Origin of the sequence: Burkholderia sp. D-99, from assembly GCF_011605345.1 — a bacterium.
GTDB lineage: Bacteria > Pseudomonadota > Gammaproteobacteria > Burkholderiales > Burkholderiaceae > Burkholderia.
The window spans coordinates 60,493-80,848 of record NZ_JAAOXM010000002.1 but is presented as its reverse complement, the minus strand read 5'-3'; the positions used below and the strand labels follow the sequence as shown (position 1 = coordinate 80,848).

General features: G+C 64.6%; 21 protein-coding genes. 13 read left to right on the top strand and 8 right to left on the bottom strand.

Going from position 1 to position 20,356, the window contains the following annotated elements; all coding sequences use genetic code 11:
- Positions 1-2 precede the first annotated feature (2 nt).
- The 5 genes from tssA (at position 3) to HAV18_RS07360 (ending at position 6,462) form a co-directional block, all read left to right on the top strand.
- Positions 3-1,586 carry a type VI secretion system protein TssA gene (gene tssA / locus HAV18_RS07380; protein WP_166954332.1) on the top strand — a complete coding sequence of 528 codons (1,584 nt, stop codon included), beginning with the start codon at positions 3-5 and terminating at the stop codon, positions 1,584-1,586.
- Positions 1,587-1,595: 9 nt separating this feature from the next.
- A complete protein-coding gene (gene tssF / locus HAV18_RS07375; RefSeq protein ID WP_166954322.1) occupies positions 1,596-3,410 on the top strand; it encodes a type VI secretion system baseplate subunit TssF in 1,815 nt (604 codons plus the stop codon).
- A gap of 56 nt (positions 3,411-3,466) precedes the next feature.
- Positions 3,467-4,531: a type VI secretion system baseplate subunit TssG gene (tssG, locus tag HAV18_RS07370; RefSeq protein ID WP_347814753.1), complete on the top strand. Its 1,065-nt coding sequence runs from the start codon at positions 3,467-3,469 to the stop codon at positions 4,529-4,531.
- Positions 4,532-4,544: 13 nt separating this feature from the next.
- Entirely contained in the window at positions 4,545-5,078 is a 534-nt protein-coding gene (gene tssJ, locus HAV18_RS07365; RefSeq protein WP_166954320.1) for a type VI secretion system lipoprotein TssJ, read from the top strand.
- Between the two features lie 196 nt (positions 5,079-5,274).
- Entirely contained in the window at positions 5,275-6,462 is a 1,188-nt protein-coding gene (locus HAV18_RS07360) for a hypothetical protein (RefSeq protein ID WP_166954318.1), read from the top strand.
- A 101-nt stretch (positions 6,463-6,563) separates the two neighbouring features.
- Here HAV18_RS07360 and catC read toward each other — a convergent pair whose 3' ends face one another.
- The 3 genes from catC to HAV18_RS07345 are packed head-to-tail and all read right to left on the bottom strand — an operon-like array spanning position 6,564 to position 8,965.
- Complete coding sequence (catC, locus tag HAV18_RS07355; RefSeq protein ID WP_059706458.1) at positions 6,564-6,854, bottom strand: muconolactone Delta-isomerase; 291 nt, start codon at positions 6,852-6,854, stop codon at positions 6,564-6,566.
- A gap of 43 nt (positions 6,855-6,897) precedes the next feature.
- Entirely contained in the window at positions 6,898-7,800 is a 903-nt protein-coding gene (gene catA / locus HAV18_RS07350) for a catechol 1,2-dioxygenase (RefSeq protein ID WP_166954316.1), read from the bottom strand.
- Between the two features lie 31 nt (positions 7,801-7,831).
- Positions 7,832-8,965 (bottom strand): muconate/chloromuconate family cycloisomerase, encoded by a 1,134-nt coding sequence (locus HAV18_RS07345; RefSeq protein WP_166954314.1) that lies wholly within the window; start codon positions 8,963-8,965, stop codon positions 7,832-7,834.
- A gap of 91 nt (positions 8,966-9,056) precedes the next feature.
- On the opposite strand from HAV18_RS07345, the gene HAV18_RS07340 reads away from it, so the two are divergent.
- The 3 genes from HAV18_RS07340 (at position 9,057) to HAV18_RS07330 (ending at position 12,325) form a co-directional block, all read left to right on the top strand.
- On the top strand, positions 9,057-9,947 hold the full coding sequence (locus HAV18_RS07340) for a LysR family transcriptional regulator (protein WP_166954312.1): 891 nt from the start codon (positions 9,057-9,059) through the stop codon (positions 9,945-9,947).
- A gap of 335 nt (positions 9,948-10,282) precedes the next feature.
- Positions 10,283-11,968, top strand: a complete 1,686-nt coding sequence (locus HAV18_RS07335) for a methyl-accepting chemotaxis protein (protein WP_166954310.1) — start codon at positions 10,283-10,285, stop codon at positions 11,966-11,968.
- Between the two features lie 45 nt (positions 11,969-12,013).
- Entirely contained in the window at positions 12,014-12,325 is a 312-nt protein-coding gene (locus HAV18_RS07330; protein WP_166954308.1) for a hypothetical protein, read from the top strand.
- A gap of 150 nt (positions 12,326-12,475) precedes the next feature.
- Here the strand turns inward: HAV18_RS07330 and andR are convergent, their stop codons facing one another.
- Positions 12,476-13,435 (bottom strand): anthranilate 1,2-dioxygenase regulatory protein AndR, encoded by a 960-nt coding sequence (gene andR, locus HAV18_RS07325; protein WP_166954306.1) that lies wholly within the window; start codon positions 13,433-13,435, stop codon positions 12,476-12,478.
- Positions 13,436-13,648: 213 nt separating this feature from the next.
- Between andR and andAc the strand changes: the two genes are divergently transcribed.
- The 5 genes from andAc to HAV18_RS07300 all read left to right on the top strand — a co-directional run bounded on the left by andAc (position 13,649) and on the right by HAV18_RS07300 (position 18,466).
- Positions 13,649-14,920, top strand: coding sequence for an anthranilate 1,2-dioxygenase large subunit AndAc (gene andAc / locus HAV18_RS07320; protein ID WP_166954304.1), 1,272 nt, complete (start codon positions 13,649-13,651; stop codon positions 14,918-14,920).
- Between the two features lie 14 nt (positions 14,921-14,934).
- The gene (andAd, locus tag HAV18_RS07315; RefSeq protein WP_166954302.1) at positions 14,935-15,411 is read left to right on the top strand and encodes an anthranilate 1,2-dioxygenase small subunit AndAd; all 477 of its coding nucleotides are present in this window, start codon (positions 14,935-14,937) and stop codon (positions 15,409-15,411) included.
- A gap of 20 nt (positions 15,412-15,431) precedes the next feature.
- Positions 15,432-15,758, top strand: a complete 327-nt coding sequence (andAb, locus tag HAV18_RS07310; RefSeq protein WP_166954300.1) for an anthranilate 1,2-dioxygenase ferredoxin subunit AndAb — start codon at positions 15,432-15,434, stop codon at positions 15,756-15,758.
- Entirely contained in the window at positions 15,748-16,968 is a 1,221-nt protein-coding gene (gene andAa / locus HAV18_RS07305; protein WP_166954298.1) for an anthranilate 1,2-dioxygenase system ferredoxin--NAD(+) reductase, read from the top strand. The genes andAb and andAa overlap by 11 nt, the downstream gene beginning before the upstream one ends.
- Before the next feature lie 211 nt (positions 16,969-17,179).
- Positions 17,180-18,466, top strand: a complete 1,287-nt coding sequence (locus HAV18_RS07300; RefSeq protein WP_166954296.1) for a DUF445 domain-containing protein — start codon at positions 17,180-17,182, stop codon at positions 18,464-18,466.
- Between the two features lie 33 nt (positions 18,467-18,499).
- On the opposite strand, the gene HAV18_RS07295 is transcribed toward HAV18_RS07300, so the two are convergent.
- The 4 genes from HAV18_RS07295 to HAV18_RS07280 form a co-directional block, all read right to left on the bottom strand.
- Positions 18,500-18,802, bottom strand: coding sequence for a HigA family addiction module antitoxin (locus HAV18_RS07295; protein WP_166954294.1), 303 nt, complete (start codon positions 18,800-18,802; stop codon positions 18,500-18,502).
- Positions 18,803-18,814: 12 nt separating this feature from the next.
- Positions 18,815-19,102 carry a type II toxin-antitoxin system RelE/ParE family toxin gene (locus HAV18_RS07290; protein ID WP_279573900.1) on the bottom strand — a complete coding sequence of 96 codons (288 nt, stop codon included), beginning with the start codon at positions 19,100-19,102 and terminating at the stop codon, positions 18,815-18,817.
- Between the two features lie 379 nt (positions 19,103-19,481).
- On the bottom strand, positions 19,482-19,781 hold the full coding sequence (locus HAV18_RS07285) for an addiction module antidote protein (RefSeq protein WP_039344756.1): 300 nt from the start codon (positions 19,779-19,781) through the stop codon (positions 19,482-19,484).
- Positions 19,782-19,784: 3 nt separating this feature from the next.
- Positions 19,785-20,102, bottom strand: coding sequence for a type II toxin-antitoxin system RelE/ParE family toxin (locus HAV18_RS07280; RefSeq protein WP_166956626.1), 318 nt, complete (start codon positions 20,100-20,102; stop codon positions 19,785-19,787).
- Positions 20,103-20,356 lie beyond the last annotated feature (254 nt).

The following is a 20,356-nucleotide window of genomic DNA, read 5'->3' as shown; positions in this document are numbered from 1 at the left end:
CCATGACGCTTGCCAATTTTGTAAAGACACTCGTCGGCGGATCTCGTGTCGATTCGCTACAGGAATCCCGGCAGACCACCTGGGCGGCATGGCTGGCTCCGATACCCGGGGAACAAGCATGCGGCCGCGATCCCGGCTACGAGGATGCGTTCTTCGAACTGAAGGACGAGGCAAACAAGCTGTCGGGAATCGACGATGGACTCATCGTCCGCACCTGCGAGCAGTTGCTCAAGGAAACCGGGAAGGATCTGCGTCTGGTCGGCTACTACACGTTCGCGAGGCTGCGTCAGGACGGCCCGGCCGGCTTTGCCGACGGACTGGAACTGGCTGCTTCGCTAGTCGACCGGTTCGGCGAGGCCGTGCTGCCCGCGCGAGCCGAGGCGAAGCGGGCGGCGATGGAAATGCTGGCGACGTCGCGCGTGATCGACATGCTGGACAGCCGTGGCGACTTTGCGCCACGCGATCTCGAGCGTGCGCTTGCTGCACTCGACGTGCTCGTCGAACAAACAGGAAGCTGGTTGGAAGCTGCGCGGCCGAATTTCCTGTCGTTGGTTTCCCGTTTCGAGCGCAACGACGAACCGGCTGGTAGCGCTAATCCGGGCGCGACCGTGCCGCAAAAGGTCGTTTCTGGTCCCGCGTCGAGCGGGGCGATCGCGTCGGCGCGCGACCTGCTCGATCAGGCACGGTCGATGTCGGCGTGGCTGCGGGATCAGGAAAACGGCTATTTGCCGTCGGTGCGCCTCGTGCGCAGCGTTCGCTGGGACACCTTGCACGACGTGCCACCGGCAGATGCCGCATCGCATACGCGTCTGGCGCCACCACGCGCCGAGCTGCGCCAGCAGATGAAGCGCCTTGTGCTGCAGAAGCACTGGCACGAGTTGCTGGAGCGTGTCGAGGGCGCGTTCATGGAAGGCGTGAATCACCTGTGGTTCGATCTTCAATACTTCCAGCACGTCGCGCTCGATCACGTCGGCATGCCGTACAGCGCGTGGCGCGAACTGCTACGCGCCGACTTTGCGCTGTTTCTCGAACGACTGCCGGGCATCGAACGGCTGGCATTCAGCGACGGCACGCCATTCGCCGACGACACGACGCTCGAATGGATTGCCCGGCACGCGGTCGTGCGTGACCTGGAGGCGGGCGAGACGGTTGCGCCGCTGTCGGTCTCCGCAGATAGCGAAGGCGACGCCACCGGCGACTGGCCTGAAATCGAGACCCAGGCCCGCGAACTGGCGGCTCGCGACGGCATCGAAACGGCTTTCGCTTGGCTTGAAGCGCTACCCGGCATGAAAACCGATCGGCATCGCTACCTGCAGCGGCTCGTGATGGCCCGGCTTGCCGATCATGCCGGCCGTCCCGATGCGGCGCTCGCGCTGCTTGCCGAGCTCGACGCATCGTCGCGGTCGCTGCCGCTGATGCGCTGGGAGCCGGCGCTGACGTTCGAAGTCAAGCAACAACTCGTCAAGGCGTTGAAAACGATGAGCAGCCGCAAAGATGCCGATAAGTCAGCACTCATGCGTCGTGTTGCTGAACTGCAGGCCGAACTGACCGTGCTCGATCCTGCCCGCGCCTTGACCCTTTCGTAACGGATTCCCATGGACAACAATGATTCCATCCTGCGCTACTACGAAGCGGAAATGCGTTATCTGCGCGAATCCGGCAAGGAGTTCGCAAAAGCGCATCCCGATCGCGCGCGTCTGCTCAATCTCGATCGCGTAGGTGATCGAGATCCGTACGTCGAGCGGCTCTTCGAGGGTTTCGCATTCCTGACCGGGCGGCTTCGGCAAAAACTCGATGACGAATTGCCTGAACTGACCGAAGGTCTCGTCAGCCTGTTGTGGCCGCACTATCTGCGGATGATTCCGTCGCTGTCGATCGTGGAGTTGATGCCGTTCGCGGAGAAACTGCAGAAGACCGAAGTGGTGCCGGCCGGCGCACCCGTCAGGTCAGCCCCGATCAATGTTCCTTCGCCAAGTGGTGTCGAGGATTCGGCGCTGCGAACGATCCAGTGCCTGTACCGGACCACACAACCGGTCGCGCTTCATCCGATTACGATTACACACGCCGGTCCGGCCGTGCGCCATGACGGCCGGTCGGTGATCAGGATTGGCTTTGCATTGCAGGGATCCGCACTCCGCAGTGAAACGAACCTGGCTCGCCTGCGTGTGCATCTGAACGCGGATCTGCCGACCGCATTCGCGATGCATCTCGCGCTCACGCGGCAGGTCGACGCGATCCACTGGCGCGTCCCGGAAATTCGCGATGGCGAACCGGTGCCGCTCGTGGATGTCACGATCGAGCCCGCGGGCTTCTCGACAGAAGAGCGATTGTGGCCCAAGGCCGATGCCGCGTTTTCCGGTTATCAGCTTCTGCTTGAGTACTTCACGTTCCGCGAGAAGTTTCTGTTCGTCGACGTGTGCGGGCTCGATGTTGCGAAGCTTCCGGAAGGTGCGACCCGCTTCGAACTCGAAATCGTGCTGAAGCACGCGTATCCGTCGGACCAGCGTTTCAGCGCGGAAAACGTGCGACTGTTCTGCACGCCCGTCATCAACCTGTTCGAACTCGATGCCGAACCTATCGAGATCGATCATCACGAAACCGAATATCGCGTCGTGCCGGCCGGCCATCAGGGCGAGCATGTCGAAACGTATTCGGTCGACGCGATCGCGACATTCGACCACGATACGGCCGAACGATACGAATACGTGCCGTTTGCCACCTTCCGTCACCGCGGCGGCATGCTGCGGCACGAGGCCCCCGAACGCTATTTCCATACGCGCGTGCGTCCGGGCATGTCGGGAATACACGAAACCTGGGTGATTCTCGGTGGTCACGCGTGGGAAACGATGGATGCGCTTCCCGAGGAGAGCCTGTCCTTGCGCGTGACCGGTACCAACGGGATGCTGCCGCGCAAGGGGTTGCGCGAGGCAAGTCTCAACGAGATCGCGGTCAGCACGCAAAGCGTTGCGTGCGTGCGTAATCTCGTGTCGCCGACGTTGCCGCTGTATCCGCCGACGGAGGATCGCTTCCAGTGGCGCGTGTTGTCGCATCTGGCGCCGAACTTCCTGTCGATGATGGACGCGGAAGTGCTGCGAGGCGCCCTGGCGCTTTATGACTGGACCAGCGACGAGCTGAACCGGCGGCGGCTCGCGGGCATTTTGCATGTGTCGCAGGAAATGATCGAAGAGGTGTCGGGCGGTGCCGTCGAGCGAGGCGTTTTGATCGAGATCACGCTGGATTCGCACGCATTTTCCGGCGAAGGCGACGTGATGCTGTTCGGGGAATTGCTGCATCGGTTCTTCGAGGCATACGCGGAAATCAACCTGTTTACGAAGCTGGCGATCGTCAGCCTGCCGTCTCAGCTTCGGACGGAGTGGCCGCGCGGCAAGGTGCAGAGGGCGGCATTGTGAGGCGCGCATTTAATCGGGCCGGTGTCGAAGCGACCGATGCGCAGGAGCTTCCGGCAATTGTCGGGGGCCTGCTGGCGCGTGCGCCGAAGATGAGCTTCATGCAGTTCTGTCGGCTGCTGGAAGCCTGTGATCCCGACGCGCCCGGATTCGGTACGCGCGATACGCTGGAACACGAGCCGGTGCGATTCCGGCCGCGTGCTCGCTTGGGCTTTCCGGCCGGCGAGATGGCCGCGGTCGAGGTCGACGACGAGGATGGCGATGCGCCGCCGACCATCCGCACGACATTCATGGGGTTGTACGGGGTCGATGCGGCGATGCCGTCGCATACGATCGACGAGATCGCGCTGCGCGAAGAGGGATATGAAGCGGTCGAGGCGTTTCTCGACCCGTTCAATCATCGCATCGCGACGCTGCTGTACCGTACATGGAAGAAATACCGCTATCCCGAGCGTTTTCAGGCCGGCGGTGTCGATGATTATTCCCGGAGCCTGTTGTGTCTGGCGGGGTTTGGATGGGGCGACAAACCTGCGCGTGCCGGTTTACCGGCGTCTCGAATGCTTGCGCTGCTCGGTTTGCTGATCCAGCGCACGCGAACGTCCGAAGGGCTTGCCGGCGTTATCGCATTGGCCGCGCCGCGGGCTGGCGTGCGCGTCGACGAGTTCTGGGCGGTGACGACGAGCGCGGGCCGGCCGCGGCCGCTGACGTCGACACGCCCGGCGATTGCAGCTTCACGGGACGATCGGCGCGTCGGACTCGGCGGCGGTTACGTGCTCGGCCGGCGCGTCGCATATCGCAGCCGTGCGGTGCGTGTGACGCTGCGGCCTGACGATGCGCAGCAGGCGCACGATCTGTTGCCGGGCGCGTCGTTGCATCGCGAGTTGATGGCGTTCATTCGGTTGTATGTCGGCGTGAAAGCCGATGTGCATTTGCGAATGGAAGTGTCGTCCCGTTTCGTTCCGGGTCCGGTGGTCGGGGCAGGGCGTGCAGATCCTGCGCCGCGTCTCGGCTGGACCACGGTGTTGCCCTCAGAGAACGCGCGCTTGATCGATATCGCGCTCGGTGTCTACGAGGCATTTCCGACACCTCAATCGAACCTGCATCTCGTGCCGCGCACGATCTGATTCTGGAGCCTTCATGTTCAAACGAATGAGCGCGGCAACTGTTGCCGCAGCGTTGCTTCTGTCGGGCTGCGGTGCCTGGCAGTCCGTTTCGGATGCATCGTCGAATGCCTATCGTGCGGTGTTTTTCAAGCAGGTAAAGGTGTTGAATGTCGATCTCGCGGCACGGGCTGCACTGAATCCGGACGAGGCTGGGCGCGCGATGTCGGTGGCGGTTCGTGTGTATCAGTTGAAGGATCGCAAGGTGTTCGACGGGGCGTCGTATGACGATCTGATGAAGAGCGATCGGGCGGTGCTCGCCCAGGATCTGCAGGCTGACATGTCGACGGTCGTGAGTCCCGGGGCATCGGCAAGCCTGTCTCAGCCGATGCGGGGCGATACGCGGTACGTTGCAGTCGTCGCGTTCTATCGGGCTCCGGGAAACGGCGATGGGTGGAAACGTGTCGTCGAGAAAAGGAGGCTCGACGCCGACAAGCCGCTCAAGCTCGAATTGTCGATGAACGAATTGGTGGGCGGTCGCGATTCCGGAAAGCGCGGGGCGAGTCGATAGCTGACGGTGGAACTTTGCAGTGTCTTGAAATGGCCAACTGGCGGGGCGGACGAGGCGGCCGGATGCGCAGAAACAGTGTACGGACATATCGACACGTACAGTCAAATCAAGTAGTTTCAGGAGATCGACGTGATTCGTCTGCGTAATCGGCCTGCATGCCGGCGCAGCGAATCCGTCTCGACGGAGAACAACAATCATGTCATTCGAACAAGCGGGCCCCACCGAATCGATCGAACACGATGACCGCGCCAGCCTGCTGATGGCACTCGAAGCCGGCGGCTATCTGACCGAGGAACAGGCGGCGCGCGTCACGCAGCGTCTGAAGGACGCACCGGCCGAGCTTCCCGATACCGATTCCGCGCGCGAACTGCTCGACTGGCTGATCGCCGAGGGCTACACGACGTCGGACGCCGAGGCGAAAGCGACGCATGAGTTGCTGGACGGCCGATTCGCTAGCATCGACGCGAAGCTCATCCTGATGAAGATGCTGGAGGAGATCGATCCACCCCGGTTCGAACAGCGTCTGAACGAAACGGTCGCATTGATCCAGCGCGAGCAAAAGAAGAAGCAGATGCTGATTGGCTTCGGCGGTCTGGCTGCCGCGCTGGCGGTGGGCGCCTACCTGTTGTGGCCCGCATCGACGCCCGCGTGCAGCGCGTCGAGCACCGTCAAGACGCTGAATTCGCTGATGTTCGACGCGCGCATGGACATGATGCGCAAGAACCCGATGCAGATGCTTGACAAGGGTAGCACGCCTTTTCCGCGCGTCAGCAACCACCGCGAAGTCGGCTACGACGAAGCCAACCAGGCGCGCGGCTGCCTGGCGGACCTGACTGTCGCCGACGAGCACACGACGCTCGGCTATGTGGTTCGGCACGACGACAAGGACAAGAGCGATTTCGTCGTGCAGACGTTCCCGGCGGAATACGTGACGGCCCGCTATAGCGCGCAGGGCCTCAACCCGAAGCTCGGCGCGCCGCTCGGGCGCGACGTCATCAGCACGGCATTCATGGCGGGCGTCGCGCAACTCGACAAGAGCGTGTCGGAGCGCTCGCCGAGCTACGGCAAGCCGATGCCCGGCAGCGACGAACCGACGACGCTGGCGAGCAGCGTGCTGGGCGTCATACCGTCCGCCGATTGCAAGCAGATCGACGGCGACCATGTGTCGTGTCCGTTGCTGATCGATTATCGCGATCGGCTGCTCGGCGCGATCGGCGCGCCGTCGATGCTGCAGTTGAAGGGCGATTTCACGTTCGTCAAGGATGGCAGCGGCTGGAAAACCGCCGACGATTTCGACAAGACGCTGATGCAGGCGATCGTCGCGCGACGTGTCGCGAAGGTGTACGGCGACGAAGTCGCCGACAAGATGGATGCGCAGAAGTAGGTCGCGCGGCAACCTGATTCACCGCTGCGGATGACGAAATGAAACGGGCGGCCCGCGATACGATCGCAGGCCGCCCGTCTTGTCAGTGCTCGATCGCCTACTTAGCGATCGTCGTCCCGCACCGAAGACGGATGCCGGCACAGCGCCCGCACTTCCATCTCCATATACGGGAACAGCGGCAGCTGGCTCAGCAGGTCATGCAACTGCTGCACGCTCTCGACATCGAAAATACTGACGTTCGCATACTGCCCCGCGATCCGCCACAGATGTCGCCAGGTTCCTTCGTTCATCAGCCGCTGGCACATCGCCTTTTCTTCCGCCTTCAGCGTGGCCGCCTTGACCGGATCCATGTCCGTCGGCAGACGGACGGTCATTTCCACATGAAACAGCATCCTGCACTCCTTGCGTTGTCGATTCGTCGAACGGGAAGTCCGCTCACGCCTGCGCGCGGGCTCGTTCGACTTCGCTGCCCGGCACGTCCTGCTTTTCCTTGAGCAGCGAGAAGTCGAAGTCGATCAGCGCGAACTGCCCGTCCACGCCATACGGCTTGCCTTCCGCGCCTTCCGCCTGCTTGACCGGCGGAATCAGCCCGTCGCGAGTCGCGAACGCGAAGTCATCCCACAGATGCGGATCGCCGTCGATGTTGATCTGCGTCGTCAGCTTACGATAACCGTCGGCCGAAACGAAGAAGTGAATGTGCGCCGGACGATGGCCGTGGCGGCCGAGCTGGTCGAGCAGTTGCTCGGTCTTGCTGCCCGGCGGCACGCTGTAGCCGACCGGCAGTACGCTGCGGAAGCTGTAGCGGCCTTCGGCATCGGTGCGGATCGAGCGGCGCAGGTTGAACGCGGGCTGCGACTGGTCGAAGTACGAGTAGTTGCCGAGATGGTTCGCATGCCACACCTCGACCAGCGCATTCGCGATCGGCGCGCCGTCGTGGCCGAGCACCTGGCCGCGCATGATGAGCGTCTGGCCCGGATCGGTGCCGTCGTCGAGACGTGCATGGCCGAGCGATTCCGGCGCACCGGCGACATACAGCGGCCCTTCGATCGTGCGCGGCGTGCCGCCCTGGATGCCGGCCTTTTCCTCGGCTTCGTCCATGCGCACGTCGAGGAAGCGCTCGAGACCGAGGCCCGCGGCGATCAGCCCGAATTCGCGGCCGGCTTCGTTCAGGTAATTCAGGGCCGTCCAGAACTCGCTCGGCTGCACGTCGAAGTCCTCGATCGTGTAGCAGATGTCCTTCACGATCCGGTTGACGATCGCGCGCACGCGCGGGTTGCCGGGCTTCTCGGCGGCGTCGTCGAAGGTCTTCAGCAGTGCGTCGATGGCTTGCTTGTTCATCTGTGTCTCCGGTTTCGGTTGTCGTGTGGGGTCAACGGGCGTCGCGTCGCATCCGTTCGATGCGGGCCCAGTCGAAGGTGATGCCGAGGCCGGGCGTCGCCGGCAGGTGCAGCTTGAAATCCTCGTAGCGCAGCGGCTCGACGAGGATTTCCTCGGTGAGCAGCAGCGGGCCGAACAGCTCGGTGCCCCATTTCAGCGAGTCGAACGTGCTGAACAGTTGCGCGGACGCCATCGTGCCGGCCGCGCCCTCGAGCATCGTGCCGCCGTACAGTTCGATGCCGGCCGCCGCCGCGATCGACGCGACGCTCGCCGCGCCCTGCAGGCCGCCCGATTGCGCGATCTTCACCGCGAACACGTCGGCCGCGCGATCCTGCGCGAGCGCGAACGCATCGACGGGGCCGTGCAGCGCCTCGTCGGCCATGATCGGCACCTGCGCGAGCTGCGTGAGGCGTTTCAGTCCCGCGCGGTTGGTCGCGGAGATCGGCTGCTCGACGAGGCTCACACCGGCTTCCGCGAGCCGCGCGCCGGCCCAGATCGCGTTGGTTTCGCTCCATGCCTGGTTCACGTCGACACGCACGTCGCCGCGCTCGCCGAGCGCGCGCTTGATCGCGACGACGTGCGCGACGTCGTCCGCGACCGCGTTCGAGCCGATCTTCAGTTTGAATGCACGGTGGCGGCGCGCGTCGAGCATCGCTTCGGCTTCCGCGATGTCGCGCTGCGTATCGCCGCTCGCAAGCGTCCATGCAACGTCCACCGCATCGGTCCGGCGGCCGCCGAACAGCTCGGACAGCGGCACGCCGAGACGCTGCGCCTGCGCGTCGAACAGCGCAGTTTCGATCGCGCACTTCGCGAAGCGGTTGCCCTGGAACAGCTTGCGCGCGCGCGCCATCGCGGCGCCCGGACGCGTCGCGTCCATGCCCTGCAGCAGCGGCGCGAAGTAGGTGTCGATGTTGACCTTGATGCTTTCGGGGCTTTCCTCGCCGTACGCGAGACCGCCGATGGTCGTCGCCTCGCCGACGCCTTCGATACCGTCCGTGCATCGAACACGGACCAGCACGAGAGTCTGGCAATTCATCGTGGCGACCGACAATTTGTGGGGCCGAATCGTCGGCACGTCGACGAGCAGCGTCTCGATGCGTTCGATGGTGGCGGCAGTTGCTATCATGCGATTCCTCCTGTTGGTGCACATGGTAGGAATTCCCGCCCCGCGTCGTCCAACACTCTTTCCGACTACTTCCATACCTTTGAGGCATGAAATGGAATTGCGTCAGCTCCGCTACTTCATTGCCGTCGCCGAGGAAATGAACATCACGCGGGCGGCCGAGCGGCTGCACATGACGCAGCCGCCGCTGAGCCGTCAGCTCCAGGCGATCGAGGACGAGATCGGGCTGCCACTGTTCGAGCGCGGTGCGCGGCCGCTGAAGCTGACGGATGCGGGGCGCGTGTTCTACGCGCAGGCGAAGCGCCTCGTTGACCAGGCCGACGAGCTCGGCCCGCTGACGCGGCGGCTCGCGCAGCTGTCCGAGCGGATCGTGATCGGCTTCGTGCCGTCGACGCTGTACGGCGCGCTGCCGGACGTGATCCGCGCGTTTCGCGAGGCGCAGCCGGACGTCGAGCTGTCGCTGATCGAAATGTTCACGCTCGAACAGCTCGGCGCGCTGAAGGGCGGGCGGATCGACGTGGGTTTCGGCCGGCTGCGGTTCGACGACGACCAACTGGTGCGCGAGGCGCTGATCGAGGAAAAGCTGATCGCGGCGCTGCCGGCCGGGCATCCGCTCGCCGATCCGGCCCGGCCGCTGACGCTCGCGGATATCGCGAACGAGACGCTGATCGTCTATCCGAGCACGCCGCGGCCGAGCTTCGCCGATCAGCAGCTGTCCGCGCTGCGCGACGGCGCGCTGGTGCCGGCGGCCGTGCACGAGGTACGCGAGCTGCAGACGGCGCTCGGGCTCGTGGCCGCGCAGGTGGGCGTGTCGCTGGTGCCGGAGAGCGTGGAGGGGGTGCGCGTGAAGGGCGTGGTCTACCGGCGGTTGCCGGAGCCGGCCGCGACTTCGCCGATCATCATGAGCCGGCGGCTGCACGGCGAAAGCGCCGCCACGGCCGCATTCTGCGCGATCGCTCGGGAGATGATCGGGGCGGCGGCATAAGGGCTGCTGTCCGGGTACGAGTTGCCGCAACTAACGATCTGTTTCGACGCGCCCGTTCGAATTGGAGAGGGGCGCAATGTCACGTTATTCAGGATATTCGGCACGCCGGGCCGCGTGTGTTTCCTGCATGAAACAATTTCAACCGATGCTCGCGGAATGCATCGAAGTCGGCTTAACGAAAAAAAAGATTAACGGCGCGTATCTCGATTATTGACGCGCACGGTTTTTACTATCCCATCATCGACCGATAAATTGGCTGTTTCGCGCTCCGTAAACAAGGGTGGGACAACGGGTTTCCCGTTCCGCATCGACCTGGAACATTCAAGGAGAGCAACGTGGGCCGATTTGAAAGAAGCATTAAGTTCAGAATTTATTTCGCGCTCGCCACGTGCGTCGTATTAATGGTGGCAATCGGCGTATTTGGCATATTCGGCCTGTCGCGGCTGAATTCGAACGTCCATGGCGCTTATGCGGGCAATACGCTGCCGATCAGCGAATTGTCGGAAATTCGCGCCGCCACATTCGGGATGCAGCTTCAGATGCGCCGGGTGCAGGCCGAACGCGATCCGGTGCGGGTCCGCAAAGGAATCGACGAGATTCGTGCCGAGCAGGGCCGTCTCGACACGATATGGAACCGTTACTACGGCGAATCGATCACGAGCGACAAGGAACGCCAGATCGCGGACCGGATCCGTGGCGTGCTGCCCCAGTTCAGAGCGGGTGTCGACGAAGCGGTCACCGCCGTGAGCGGCGGGGACTACGACGCCGCCGCTGCGGCGATCGACAGGCTGTCGCCGGCCGCCGGCGCGCTCAAGCAGGCGCTCGACGACGACATCGCACTGAACATCACCCAGGCGAAATCGTTCGTCGACGATAGCGCGTCGACATTCCGGATCATTTTATGGATTGCGATCGGTGTGATGGGCATCGGCGTGCTGATCGCCGCGTGGGTGTCCGCGCACCTGCTGCGGCACATCTCGACGCCGCTCGGACAGGCCGTGAGCGTGGCCGACGAAATCGCCGGCGGCACGCTGGACAACCCGATCGACATCGATTCGCATGACGAATTCGGCCGGTTGCTCGGTGCGCTGGCGAAGATGGATCGACAGCTCAGTGCGACGGTGCGCGGCATCAAGCGCAGCGCGGAAGCGGTTGCGGTCGCGTCGCGCCAGATCGCGAGCGGCAATTCCGATCTGTCGGCCCGCACGGAAGAGCAGGCCGCGTCGCTCGAGGAAACCGCGTCGAGCATGACGCAACTGACCGAGACCGTGAAGCAGAATGCCGACAACGCGCAGCAGGCAAATACGCTCGCGACGCGCGCGACCGGGATGGCCGATGCCGGCAACGACGCCGTGCAGCACATGGTCGCGACGATCGAGCAGGTCAGCAGCAGTTCCAGCCAGGTTTCCGACATCACGGGCGTGATCGAGGGCATCGCGTTCCAGACCAACATCCTCGCGCTCAACGCCGCGGTGGAAGCGGCGCGCGCAGGCGAGCAGGGGCGCGGCTTCGCGGTGGTCGCGAGCGAGGTGCGCAGCCTCGCGCAGCGCTCGGCGGCCGCCGCGAAGGAGATCAAGGAACTGATCGGCGCGTCGGTGTCGATGATCCGGGACAGCGCGCAGCAGGCCACCGGCGTCGGCGCGACGATGGGGCAGGTGAAGCTGGCGATCAAGCAGGTGTCCGATATCGTCGCCGAGATCGCGGCCGCGTCGCGGGAGCAGAGCCAGGGGATCGAGCAGATCAATCTGGCGATCGAGCAGATGGATACGGCGACGCAGCAGAACGCGGCGCTCGTCGAGCAGGCGGCCGCGGCGGCGCATTCGCTCGAGGAGCAGGCCGGCCATCTGCAGCAGGCGATGTCGGCGTTCAAGCTCGCCCCGAACCCCGTCGAGGCGCCCGCCACGATGGTGTCCGCGCCGGCGCGTCCGCCCGTGCCGGCGAAACCGCCCGCGGTTGCGCCGTTGGCCGGGGCGCTGACCGCGCAGGTGTCGGGCGGGACTGCCGAATGGAACGCGTTTTGATCGGGATAACGGTTCGCAGCCTGCTGCGACGGGGAGTATCCACCCATGAACGTCTTGACGTATCCGACCCGTGCCGCACTCACCCTCGATGCGCTCATCGATGCATGTGCGCGTTTTAATCCGTCGGACCGGGATCAGCGGCTGATCGTCCGAACGCTGGTCATGCCGATGCTCGCCCGGCGGTTGGAGTGGTTGGGGCTTTTGCTGCGCGCGAGTCCGTGCAGCGAGGCCACGCGTACGATGATCGACCAGGTCGAACGCGCGCTGGCGTGCGCGTCGGCGCGGCTCGACGACGTGCGCCGGCCGTCTGCGGATGCTGCGCACGACGCCAAGCCGAGGCGCAGACGGCGGGGGTGAGGGTCGGGGGCGCCGCCGAAAATGCGACCGATCGTCAATTCCGGCGCGGGTGGAAGGTGGGAGTCGGGTCGATGGCGATCGGCAAGACGTCCGCCGAAATGCAACGTGCGGTGTGGAGCGGGGTGTGCGCGTGCCGATGCGGCACCGGCGTCACCGCTTCGCGTCGAGCGTTTCCGACGGCGATTCCCCGAACTTTTCCCGATACGCGATCGCGAACCGTCCGAGGTGGGTAAACCCGCAATCGAGCGCGACATCGGCAATTCGCCGGTCGGACATCGCGCCGCGCAACAACTCGCGTGCATGGTCGAGCCGCGTCGCGCGCAGGTATTGCATCGGGCTCATTCCGCGGAACTGCAGGAACGCGTCGCGCAGGGTCCGTTCGGGCACGTTGGCGGCCTGGACAATATCGGCGAGCTGCAGCGGCTGCGTGTAGTGCGCGTTCACGAACTCCTGCGCGCGCCGCACGAAGCCCGGCGCCGGGTCGCGGTGCGACGCGCGCAGCACGGACGGCGGATGGCCTTCGATCAACAGGTCGATCAGCAGATGCTCGAGCTGCGACGCGACGCGCGGGTTCGCGTTCGCGCGTTCGAGCAGTTCGGGCGAGCGTGCGACGAGCATCAGTTGCTGGCGCCACGCGGCGAGCGCGGCGTCGCTGACATGCAGCACGGGATCGAGCGTCGCGCGCGGGTCGCCCGTCAGCGAGCCGACCGTTGCCGCGTCGATGCGCAGCACGAACTGCTCGCAATCGGCGGACAGCACTGCGTCGAAGGGCTCCCCGGGCGCGCACAGCACGCCGGTCTGGCCGTCGACGCCGAGCTGCCGCCCCATCGCGCGCACCTCGGCCTGGCCGGACAGGCAGAACATCAGCAGGTAGTAGCCGTCGACCGCGTCGACCTGCACGCGCATCGCGTCGCCGAATGCGATCGTGCCGATTCCGAGCCCGCCGAGCCTGACGAAATCCATGTGCGACGCACCATGCGTGCGGCCGTTCGGCAGTAGCGCATGCGGCTGCATCACGCGCGAGATCCGCTCGCGCGTCTCGTCGAGATCGCGGGATTCGAACAGCCGGTGCGCGCGCAGCGCGAGCGGCTCGAACGACGTTGGGGACATGGGCCTCAGCCTTTGTATGAGCGACGCGCGCTTCGATCCGATGAATGGGTCGCGATCGTGCGCAGGGTCGTGTGTGCCGCCATGCTAGCGCAGAAATCCGCCGAAAGTGGATATTGCACCGCCGCAATCGCACTTTCCGGATAGACGGCGAATATTAGCCTTTCAAAAATGGACTCCATCTTGTTAATGAAACGGAACCACAAGGAGTCCGACATGGAGCAGACAGAATCGCCCGTCGTGTTCGCCTCGCGCGATGACGCGTCCGCCGTGAGCTTTCCGCACGACGACGGCTCGCGCGTGCCGTACAAGGTGTTCAGCTCGCAGGCCGTCTACGAACGCGAGCAGGAACGCATCTTCCGCGGGCCGACGTGGAACTTCGTCGCGCTGGAAGCGGAAATCCCGAACGCCGGCGACTTCAAGAGCACGTTCGTCGGCGATACGCCGGTGGTCGTCACGCGCACCGAGGACGGCACGCTTTCCGCGTGGGTGAACCGCTGCGCGCACCGCGGCGCGCAGGTGTGCCGCAAGTCGCGCGGCAACGCGAGCTCGCACACGTGCGTGTATCACCAGTGGAGCTTCGACAACTCGGGCAACCTGCTCGGCGTGCCGTTCCGGCGCGGCCAGAAGGGGATGTCCGGGATGCCGGCCGACTTCGACCCGAAGCAGCACGGGCTGCGCAAGCTGCGCGTCGACAGCTATCGCGGGCTCGTGTTCGCCACCTTCAGCGACGACGTGATGCCGCTGCCCGACTATCTCGGCGAGCAGATGCGCCCGTGGATCGACCGGATCTTCCATAAGCCGATCGAGTATCTCGGCTGCACGCGCCAGTATTCGAAGTCGAACTGGAAGCTGTACATGGAGAACGTGAAGGACCCGTATCACGCGAGCATGCTGCACCTGTTCCATACGACCTTCAACATCTTCCGCGTCGGGATGAAGGCGCGCTCGATTCCGGATGCGAACCACGGGCTGCACAGCATCATCACGGTGACGAAGACGGGTGACGATACGTCGGCGGCGTACAAGCAGCAGAACATTCGCTCGTTCGACGAAGGCTTCCATCTGGAGGACGAATCGATTCTCGATCTCGTGTCGGAATACGACGAGGACTGCACGAACCATATCCAGCCGATCTTCCCGCAACTCGTGATCCAGCAGATCCACAACACGCTGGTCGCACGCCAGATCCTGCCGAAAGGCCCCGACAACTTCGAACTGATCTTCCATTTCTTCGGTTACGCGGACGACACGCCCGAGCTGCGCGCGCTGCGCATCAAGCAGGCGAACCTCGTCGGGCCGGCCGGCTACATCTCGATGGAGGACACGGAGGCGACCGAGCTCGTGCAGCGCGGCACGGTGCGCGACGGCGACGCGACGTCGGTGATCGAGATGTCGCGCGGCAATCCGGACCAGCAGGACACCGTGATCACCGAAAGCCTGATCCGCAAGTTCTGGGTCGGCTACCAGAAGCTGATGGGCTATTGAGGCGGGAGAGCGAAATGACGGAAGACATGAAGACGTGGTTCGAGATTTACATGCTCCAGAACCGCTATATCGGGCACCTCGACAACAACCGGCTCGAAGCATGGCCGACGATGTTTACCGAGGACTGCACGTACGAAATCGTGCCGAAGGAGAACGCCGACCTCGGGCTGCCGGTCGGGATCGTGCACTGCACGAACCAGCGGATGCTGCGCGACCGCGTGGTGTCGCTGCGGCACGCGAACATCTACGAAGAGCATACGTACCGGCACATGACGTCGGGCCTGACGATTGTTGCGGAACGTGACGGCGAGATCGATACCGAGAGCAACTACGTCGTCGTGCAGACGCGCAGCAACGGCGAGTCGAACGTGTACCAGGCCGGCAAGTACTACGACACGGTTGTGCGCACGCCGGACGGGCTGCGCTACAAGACCAAGCGGGTGATCTACGACACGTCGCGCGTGCAGACGCTGCTCGCAACCCCGATCTGATACGGAAGCAAGGAAAAGTCATGACTGAAGCAATGCTCGCCGAGTGGCATCCGCTCGGCGCTTTCGACGAATTCTCCGAAGACGAACCGGCGGCGCGCGTCGCCGGCCAGAAACCGATCGCCGTGTTCCGGATCGGCGACGAGCTGTTCGCGATGCACGACCTCTGCACGCACGGCCATGCGCGGCTGTCCGAAGGCTATGTGGAGGACGGCTGCGTCGAATGCCCGCTGCACCAGGGGCTGATCGACATTCGCACCGGTGCGCCGAAATGCGCGCCGATCACGGAGCCGGTGCGGACCTATCCGATCCGGATCGTCGACGGGCAGGTGGAAGTCAATGTCGGCTGATCCGTTCGTGATCGTCGGCGCCGGCCACGCGGCGCGGCGCACGGCCGAAGCGCTGCGCGAGCGCGACGCAGCGGCGCGCATCGTGATGATCGGCGCGGAGCGCGAGCTGCCGTACGACCGGCCCGCGCTGTCGAAGGATGCGCTGCTGAGCGATGGCGGCGAGCAGCGTGCGTTCGTGCGCGATGCCGCGTGGTACGACGCGCAGCGCATCGAGCTGCGGCTCGGCACGCGTGTCGACGCGATCGAGCGCGACGCGCTGCGCGTGCGGCTCGACGACGGCACGACGCTGCCTTACGCGCGGCTCGTGCTGGCGACGGGTTCGCGGGTGCGCACGTTTGGCGGCGCGATCGACGAAGGTGTCACGCCGCATTACGTCCGCACGGTCGACGATGCGCGTGCGTTGCGCACGCAGCTTTCGCCGGGCCGCCGCGTGGCGGTGCTCGGGGGCGGTTTCATCGGCCTCGAGGTCGCGGCGGCGGCGCGCCAGCTCGGTTGCGACGTGACGGTGATCGATCCGGCGCCGCGCTTGCTGCAGCGCGCGTTGCCGGAAGTCGTCGGCGCGTATGCGCATCGGCTGCATGACGCACGTGGCGTGCTCTTCCAGATGGCAACGCTGCCGCGTGCGATCCGTCGTGCGCCGGGCGGCGGCGCGATCGTCGAAACCGATCGCGGCGACGTGCCGGCCGACCTCGTCGTGGTCGGTATCGGTGTGGTGCCGAATGTCGAGCTCGCGCAGGCAGCGGGGCTCGAGGTCGACAACGGGATACGCGTCGACGCGGGCTGCCGCACGGCCGATCCCGCGATCTTCGCGGCGGGCGAGGTGACGATGCACTTCAATCCGCTGCTCGGGCGTCACGTGCGGATCGAATCGTGGCAGGTGGCCGAAAACCAGCCGGCCGTCGCGGCCGCGAACCTGCTCGGCGCCGACGAAACCTATGCCGAGCTGCCGTGGTTGTGGTCCGATCAGTACGACTGCAACCTGCAGATGCTCGGGCTGTTCGGCAGCGAACGCACGATCGTCGTGCGCGGCGATCCGGCGAGCGGGCCGTTCACGGTATTCGGGCTGGGTGACGACGGCAGGATCGTCGCGGTGGCCGCGGCGAACCTCGGGCGCGACATCGGCGCATCGCGCCGGTTGATCGCGGCGGGGGCGGTGCCCGATCCGGTGAAGCTCGCCGATCCGGCGGTGAACCTGAAGACGTTTCTGTAACGGCGGCAGGCGCGACGAGCAAGGCCGGCGCGGCGGACGGATTGTGTCGTCGCCGACGTCGCCGGCCGCGCGCTTGCAGGACGGTTGCGTGACGTGACGAGCGACGTGATGCGCGGCGGCGGTCGCGTGGGCCCGTCGCGCGTCATGCCGCGCGTTTGTCGGCCGGTGGAAAATCGGGGATATTAGCGGCATCGCCGATTCGTCTGCCGCCATGACGCCTGACAAAGCCCTCGAACTGAAACGAAGCAAGCGCCGCGCGCTGTGGCTGCTGCTGGCCGCCGTCGCGGTGTTCGTCACGACGATCCTGTTGCCGCGTGGCCCGTGGGTCGACGGTTTCAAGGCCGTGGCCGAAGCCGCGATGGTCGGCGCGCTCGCCGACTGGTTCGCGGTCGTCGCGTTGTTCCGCCGTGTGCCGATTCCATTCGTGTCGCGTCATACCGAGATCATTCCGAAGAACAAGGACAAGATCGCCGACAACCTCGCTGTGTTCGTGCGCGAGAAATTCCTTGGCCCCGACGCGCTCGCCGCGCAGATCCGCCAGCACGATCCCGCGCAGAAACTCGGCGCGTGGCTCGGCGAGCCGGCGAACACCGATGCGCTCGGCGGCTATGTGACGAAGCTGATGAGTTTCGCGCTCGACATGACCGACGACGCGCGGATCCAGTCGTTCGTCCACGATGCGTTTCGCGCGGTGATCGACCGGGTCGACCTGTCGCAATCGGCCGGCGCGATCCTCGACACGCTGACGAAGGACGGCCGCCACCAGGTGCTGCTCGACGATGCGATCGAACAGGTGGTCGACGTGCTCGACAAGGAGGAGAACCGCGAGGTGATCGCGGGCTTCATTGTCGAATGGCTGAAGACGCAGTACCCGAAGGTCGAGAAGATCATGCCGACGCAGTGGTTCGGCGAGAACGGCGCGCGGATGCTCGCGAGTGCGGTGAGCCGCGTGCTGGAGGGCGTGGCGGCCGACCCCGAGCACGAGCTGCGGCAGCGCTTCGACCGGACGGTCGTGCGGTTGACCGAGCGGTTGAAGCACGATCCCGTGTTCATCGCGAAGGGCGAGGAGATCAAGCGCTATGTTCGCGACGGCGCCGCGTTCAACGAGTATGTGCGCGACTTGTGGGATCAGTTGCGCGCGTGGCTGAAGGCCGATCTCGCGCGCCCCGATTCGGCACTGCACCGGCAGGCCGCGACGCTCGGCGGCTGGCTCGGTGCGCGGCTTGCGGAGAGCCCGGCATTGCGCGCGTCGCTGAACGAGCACGTCGAGAAGGCGGTGCACGAGATGGCGCCGGATTTCGCGGATTTCCTGATGCGCCATATCCGCGACACGGTGCGCAACTGGGATGCACGCGAGATGTCGCAGCAGATCGAGCTGAACATCGGCAAGGATCTGCAATACATCCGCATCAACGGCACGCTGGTCGGCGGGTTGATCGGGCTCGGGTTGTATCTGGTGTCGCTGGTGCCGCGCTGGGCGGCCGGGTGGTTGCATTGACGCAGTCACACCGGCGAACTGCGGCTGCGGTGCTTACGCGTGCGTGCGCTCGCGCGGTTCGACCTTGCGGTCGATCTCGCTGCGCGTCGGCAGTGTCTTGAGATCGTAGGCGGTCTGCAGGTTCAGCCAGAATTCCGGCGACGTCTCGAAGTAGCGCGCGAGCCGGTAAGCCGTATCGGCCGTGATACCGCGCCGTTCCTTGACGATTTCGTGCAAGCGTGTCGCCGGCACGTTCAACGCGAGCGACAGTGCGTTGACGCTCATGTCCAGCGGAACGAGGAATTCTTCCCGCAGGACTTCGCCCGGATGAATCGGGCGCATTCCATTCTTGAGCATGCAAAGCTCCAGTCAGTGATAGTCGACGATCTCGACCTGGGTCGGGCCATCGTCACTCCATACGAAACAGATCCGCCATTGTTCGTTGATTCGGATGCTGTGCTGACCATCCCGATCGCCTTGCAATGCTTCGAGCCGGTTGCCGGGCGGTGCCCGCAAGTCGCGCAATTCTTTCGCGGCGGCGACCATTTGCAGTTTCCGGGTAGCAACGGTTTCGATCGTACGGAAGCGCTTTGGTGATTCTCCGGCAAACAGCAACCGGGTATCTTTGCATCGGAACGATCTGATCATTACGGGCATGGTATTACGTTTGACGTAATACGTCAATAGGGGTGAAATGATTTCGACGACGCTTACGTCGAAGTGCCTCTACGTGAAATAACCAATAGGAATCCTGATTGATAGGGAATTGGTGAGATCATCACGCGATGGCCGGTGTCGCCAATGCATGCCGGCCGGTTGCCGTCGTCCCGACGAGTATAGGGGCGCACGTTGCCTTTACGGGGCCGATATGCCATTCGGACGATCTATTGCATCAACGACACGCTGGTCGGCGGGCTGATCGGGCTTGGATTGTATCTGGTGTCGCTGGTGCCGCTGGTGCCGCGCTGCGGCCGGGTGGTTGCATTGACGCGGTCACGGACATCGCGCGGAAGGCGGGACGGGCCGTGCCCGCGCGTCATGCGTGCGCTTTCGAGCCGTGCAGTTGCAGGCCGAGCGCCTTGATGACCTTCAGGATGGTGCCGAAGCTCGGGTTGCCGTCGTGCGACAGCGCCTTGTATAGCCCTTCACGCGACAGGCCCGCATCGCGCGCGACCTGCGACATGCCGCGTGCGCGTGCGATTACCCCGAGCGCGTGCGCGATGAAGGCCGGATCGTCGCCGGCTTCCTGCAGGCACGCTTCGAAGTAGTCGGCCATGTCGTCTTCGGTCTTCAGATGGTCGGCCGAATCCCACGGCCGGGTGCTGATCTTGTCCATCGATTACTCCATGTCGAGATGCGCGAGCATCGCGTGCGCGGCGCGTATGTCGGCCTGTTGCGTCGACTTATCGCCGCCGCAGAGCAGGATGACCCAGATCGTTCCGCGCCGGACGTAGTAGACGCGATATCCGGGGCCATGGTCGATCCGCATTTCGACGACCGGCGAGCCGGCGGATTTCCAGTCGCCCGGATTACCCATCGACAGGCGGTCGATGCGCGCCTGGACGCGGCGCTTTGCGACGCGATCCTGCAGGCCGGCAAACCATGCGTCGAAGACGGCGGTGGTCCGGATGCTGAACGTAGGCGCACTGTAGGGCATTGATTGCAGTATGTCAACCATGGTTCACAGGTGTATCGGGCTGTTCCGTTGCCGCTACATTAGGGCCGCCTGCTTCGTTTGGGCGCCAAATGGCCGTTCGGCCGAAGTCGACATTTCCCGAATCCGTCTACAATCAAAAACGTCCTTGCCGCCCGCGCGCTTGCCGCGCGCGGGCGGATCCGTTTGTCCTCCGGAATCCGGAGGCGCCGCCGCGTATCGCGTGTTGCGCGGCGGGCAGTGCCGTGGTTTGTGTC

Bases quoted from the DNA above. Each gene is read 5' to 3' on its own strand.
- tssF (WP_166954322.1), top strand. From the start codon at position 1,596: ATGGACAACAATGATTCCATCCTGCGCTACTACGAAGCGGAAATGCGT.
- HAV18_RS07330 (WP_166954308.1), top strand. From the start codon at position 12,014: ATGAACGTCTTGACGTATCCGACCCGTGCCGCACTCACCCTCGATGCG.
- HAV18_RS07295 (WP_166954294.1), bottom strand. From the start codon at position 18,802: ATGCTCAAGAATGGAATGCGCCCGATTCATCCGGGCGAAGTCCTGCGG.
- catA (WP_166954316.1), bottom strand. From the start codon at position 7,800: ATGAACAAGCAAGCCATCGACGCACTGCTGAAGACCTTCGACGACGCC.
- andAc (WP_166954304.1), top strand. From the start codon at position 13,649: ATGGAGCAGACAGAATCGCCCGTCGTGTTCGCCTCGCGCGATGACGCG.
- tssJ (WP_166954320.1), top strand. From the start codon at position 4,545: ATGTTCAAACGAATGAGCGCGGCAACTGTTGCCGCAGCGTTGCTTCTG.
- HAV18_RS07345 (WP_166954314.1), bottom strand. From the start codon at position 8,965: ATGATAGCAACTGCCGCCACCATCGAACGCATCGAGACGCTGCTCGTC.
- andAb (WP_166954300.1), top strand. From the start codon at position 15,432: ATGACTGAAGCAATGCTCGCCGAGTGGCATCCGCTCGGCGCTTTCGAC.
- andAa (WP_166954298.1), top strand. From the start codon at position 15,748: ATGTCGGCTGATCCGTTCGTGATCGTCGGCGCCGGCCACGCGGCGCGG.
- HAV18_RS07290 (WP_279573900.1), bottom strand. From the start codon at position 19,102: ATGCCCGTAATGATCAGATCGTTCCGATGCAAAGATACCCGGTTGCTG.
- tssA (WP_166954332.1), top strand. From the start codon at position 3: ATGACGCTTGCCAATTTTGTAAAGACACTCGTCGGCGGATCTCGTGTC.
- catC (WP_059706458.1), bottom strand. From the start codon at position 6,854: ATGCTGTTTCATGTGGAAATGACCGTCCGTCTGCCGACGGACATGGAT.
- HAV18_RS07280 (WP_166956626.1), bottom strand. From the start codon at position 20,102: ATGCCCTACAGTGCGCCTACGTTCAGCATCCGGACCACCGCCGTCTTC.
- HAV18_RS07285 (WP_039344756.1), bottom strand. From the start codon at position 19,781: ATGGACAAGATCAGCACCCGGCCGTGGGATTCGGCCGACCATCTGAAG.
- HAV18_RS07360 (WP_166954318.1), top strand. From the start codon at position 5,275: ATGTCATTCGAACAAGCGGGCCCCACCGAATCGATCGAACACGATGAC.
- HAV18_RS07300 (WP_166954296.1), top strand. From the start codon at position 17,180: ATGACGCCTGACAAAGCCCTCGAACTGAAACGAAGCAAGCGCCGCGCG.
- andAd (WP_166954302.1), top strand. From the start codon at position 14,935: ATGACGGAAGACATGAAGACGTGGTTCGAGATTTACATGCTCCAGAAC.
- HAV18_RS07340 (WP_166954312.1), top strand. From the start codon at position 9,057: ATGGAATTGCGTCAGCTCCGCTACTTCATTGCCGTCGCCGAGGAAATG.
- andR (WP_166954306.1), bottom strand. From the start codon at position 13,435: ATGTCCCCAACGTCGTTCGAGCCGCTCGCGCTGCGCGCGCACCGGCTG.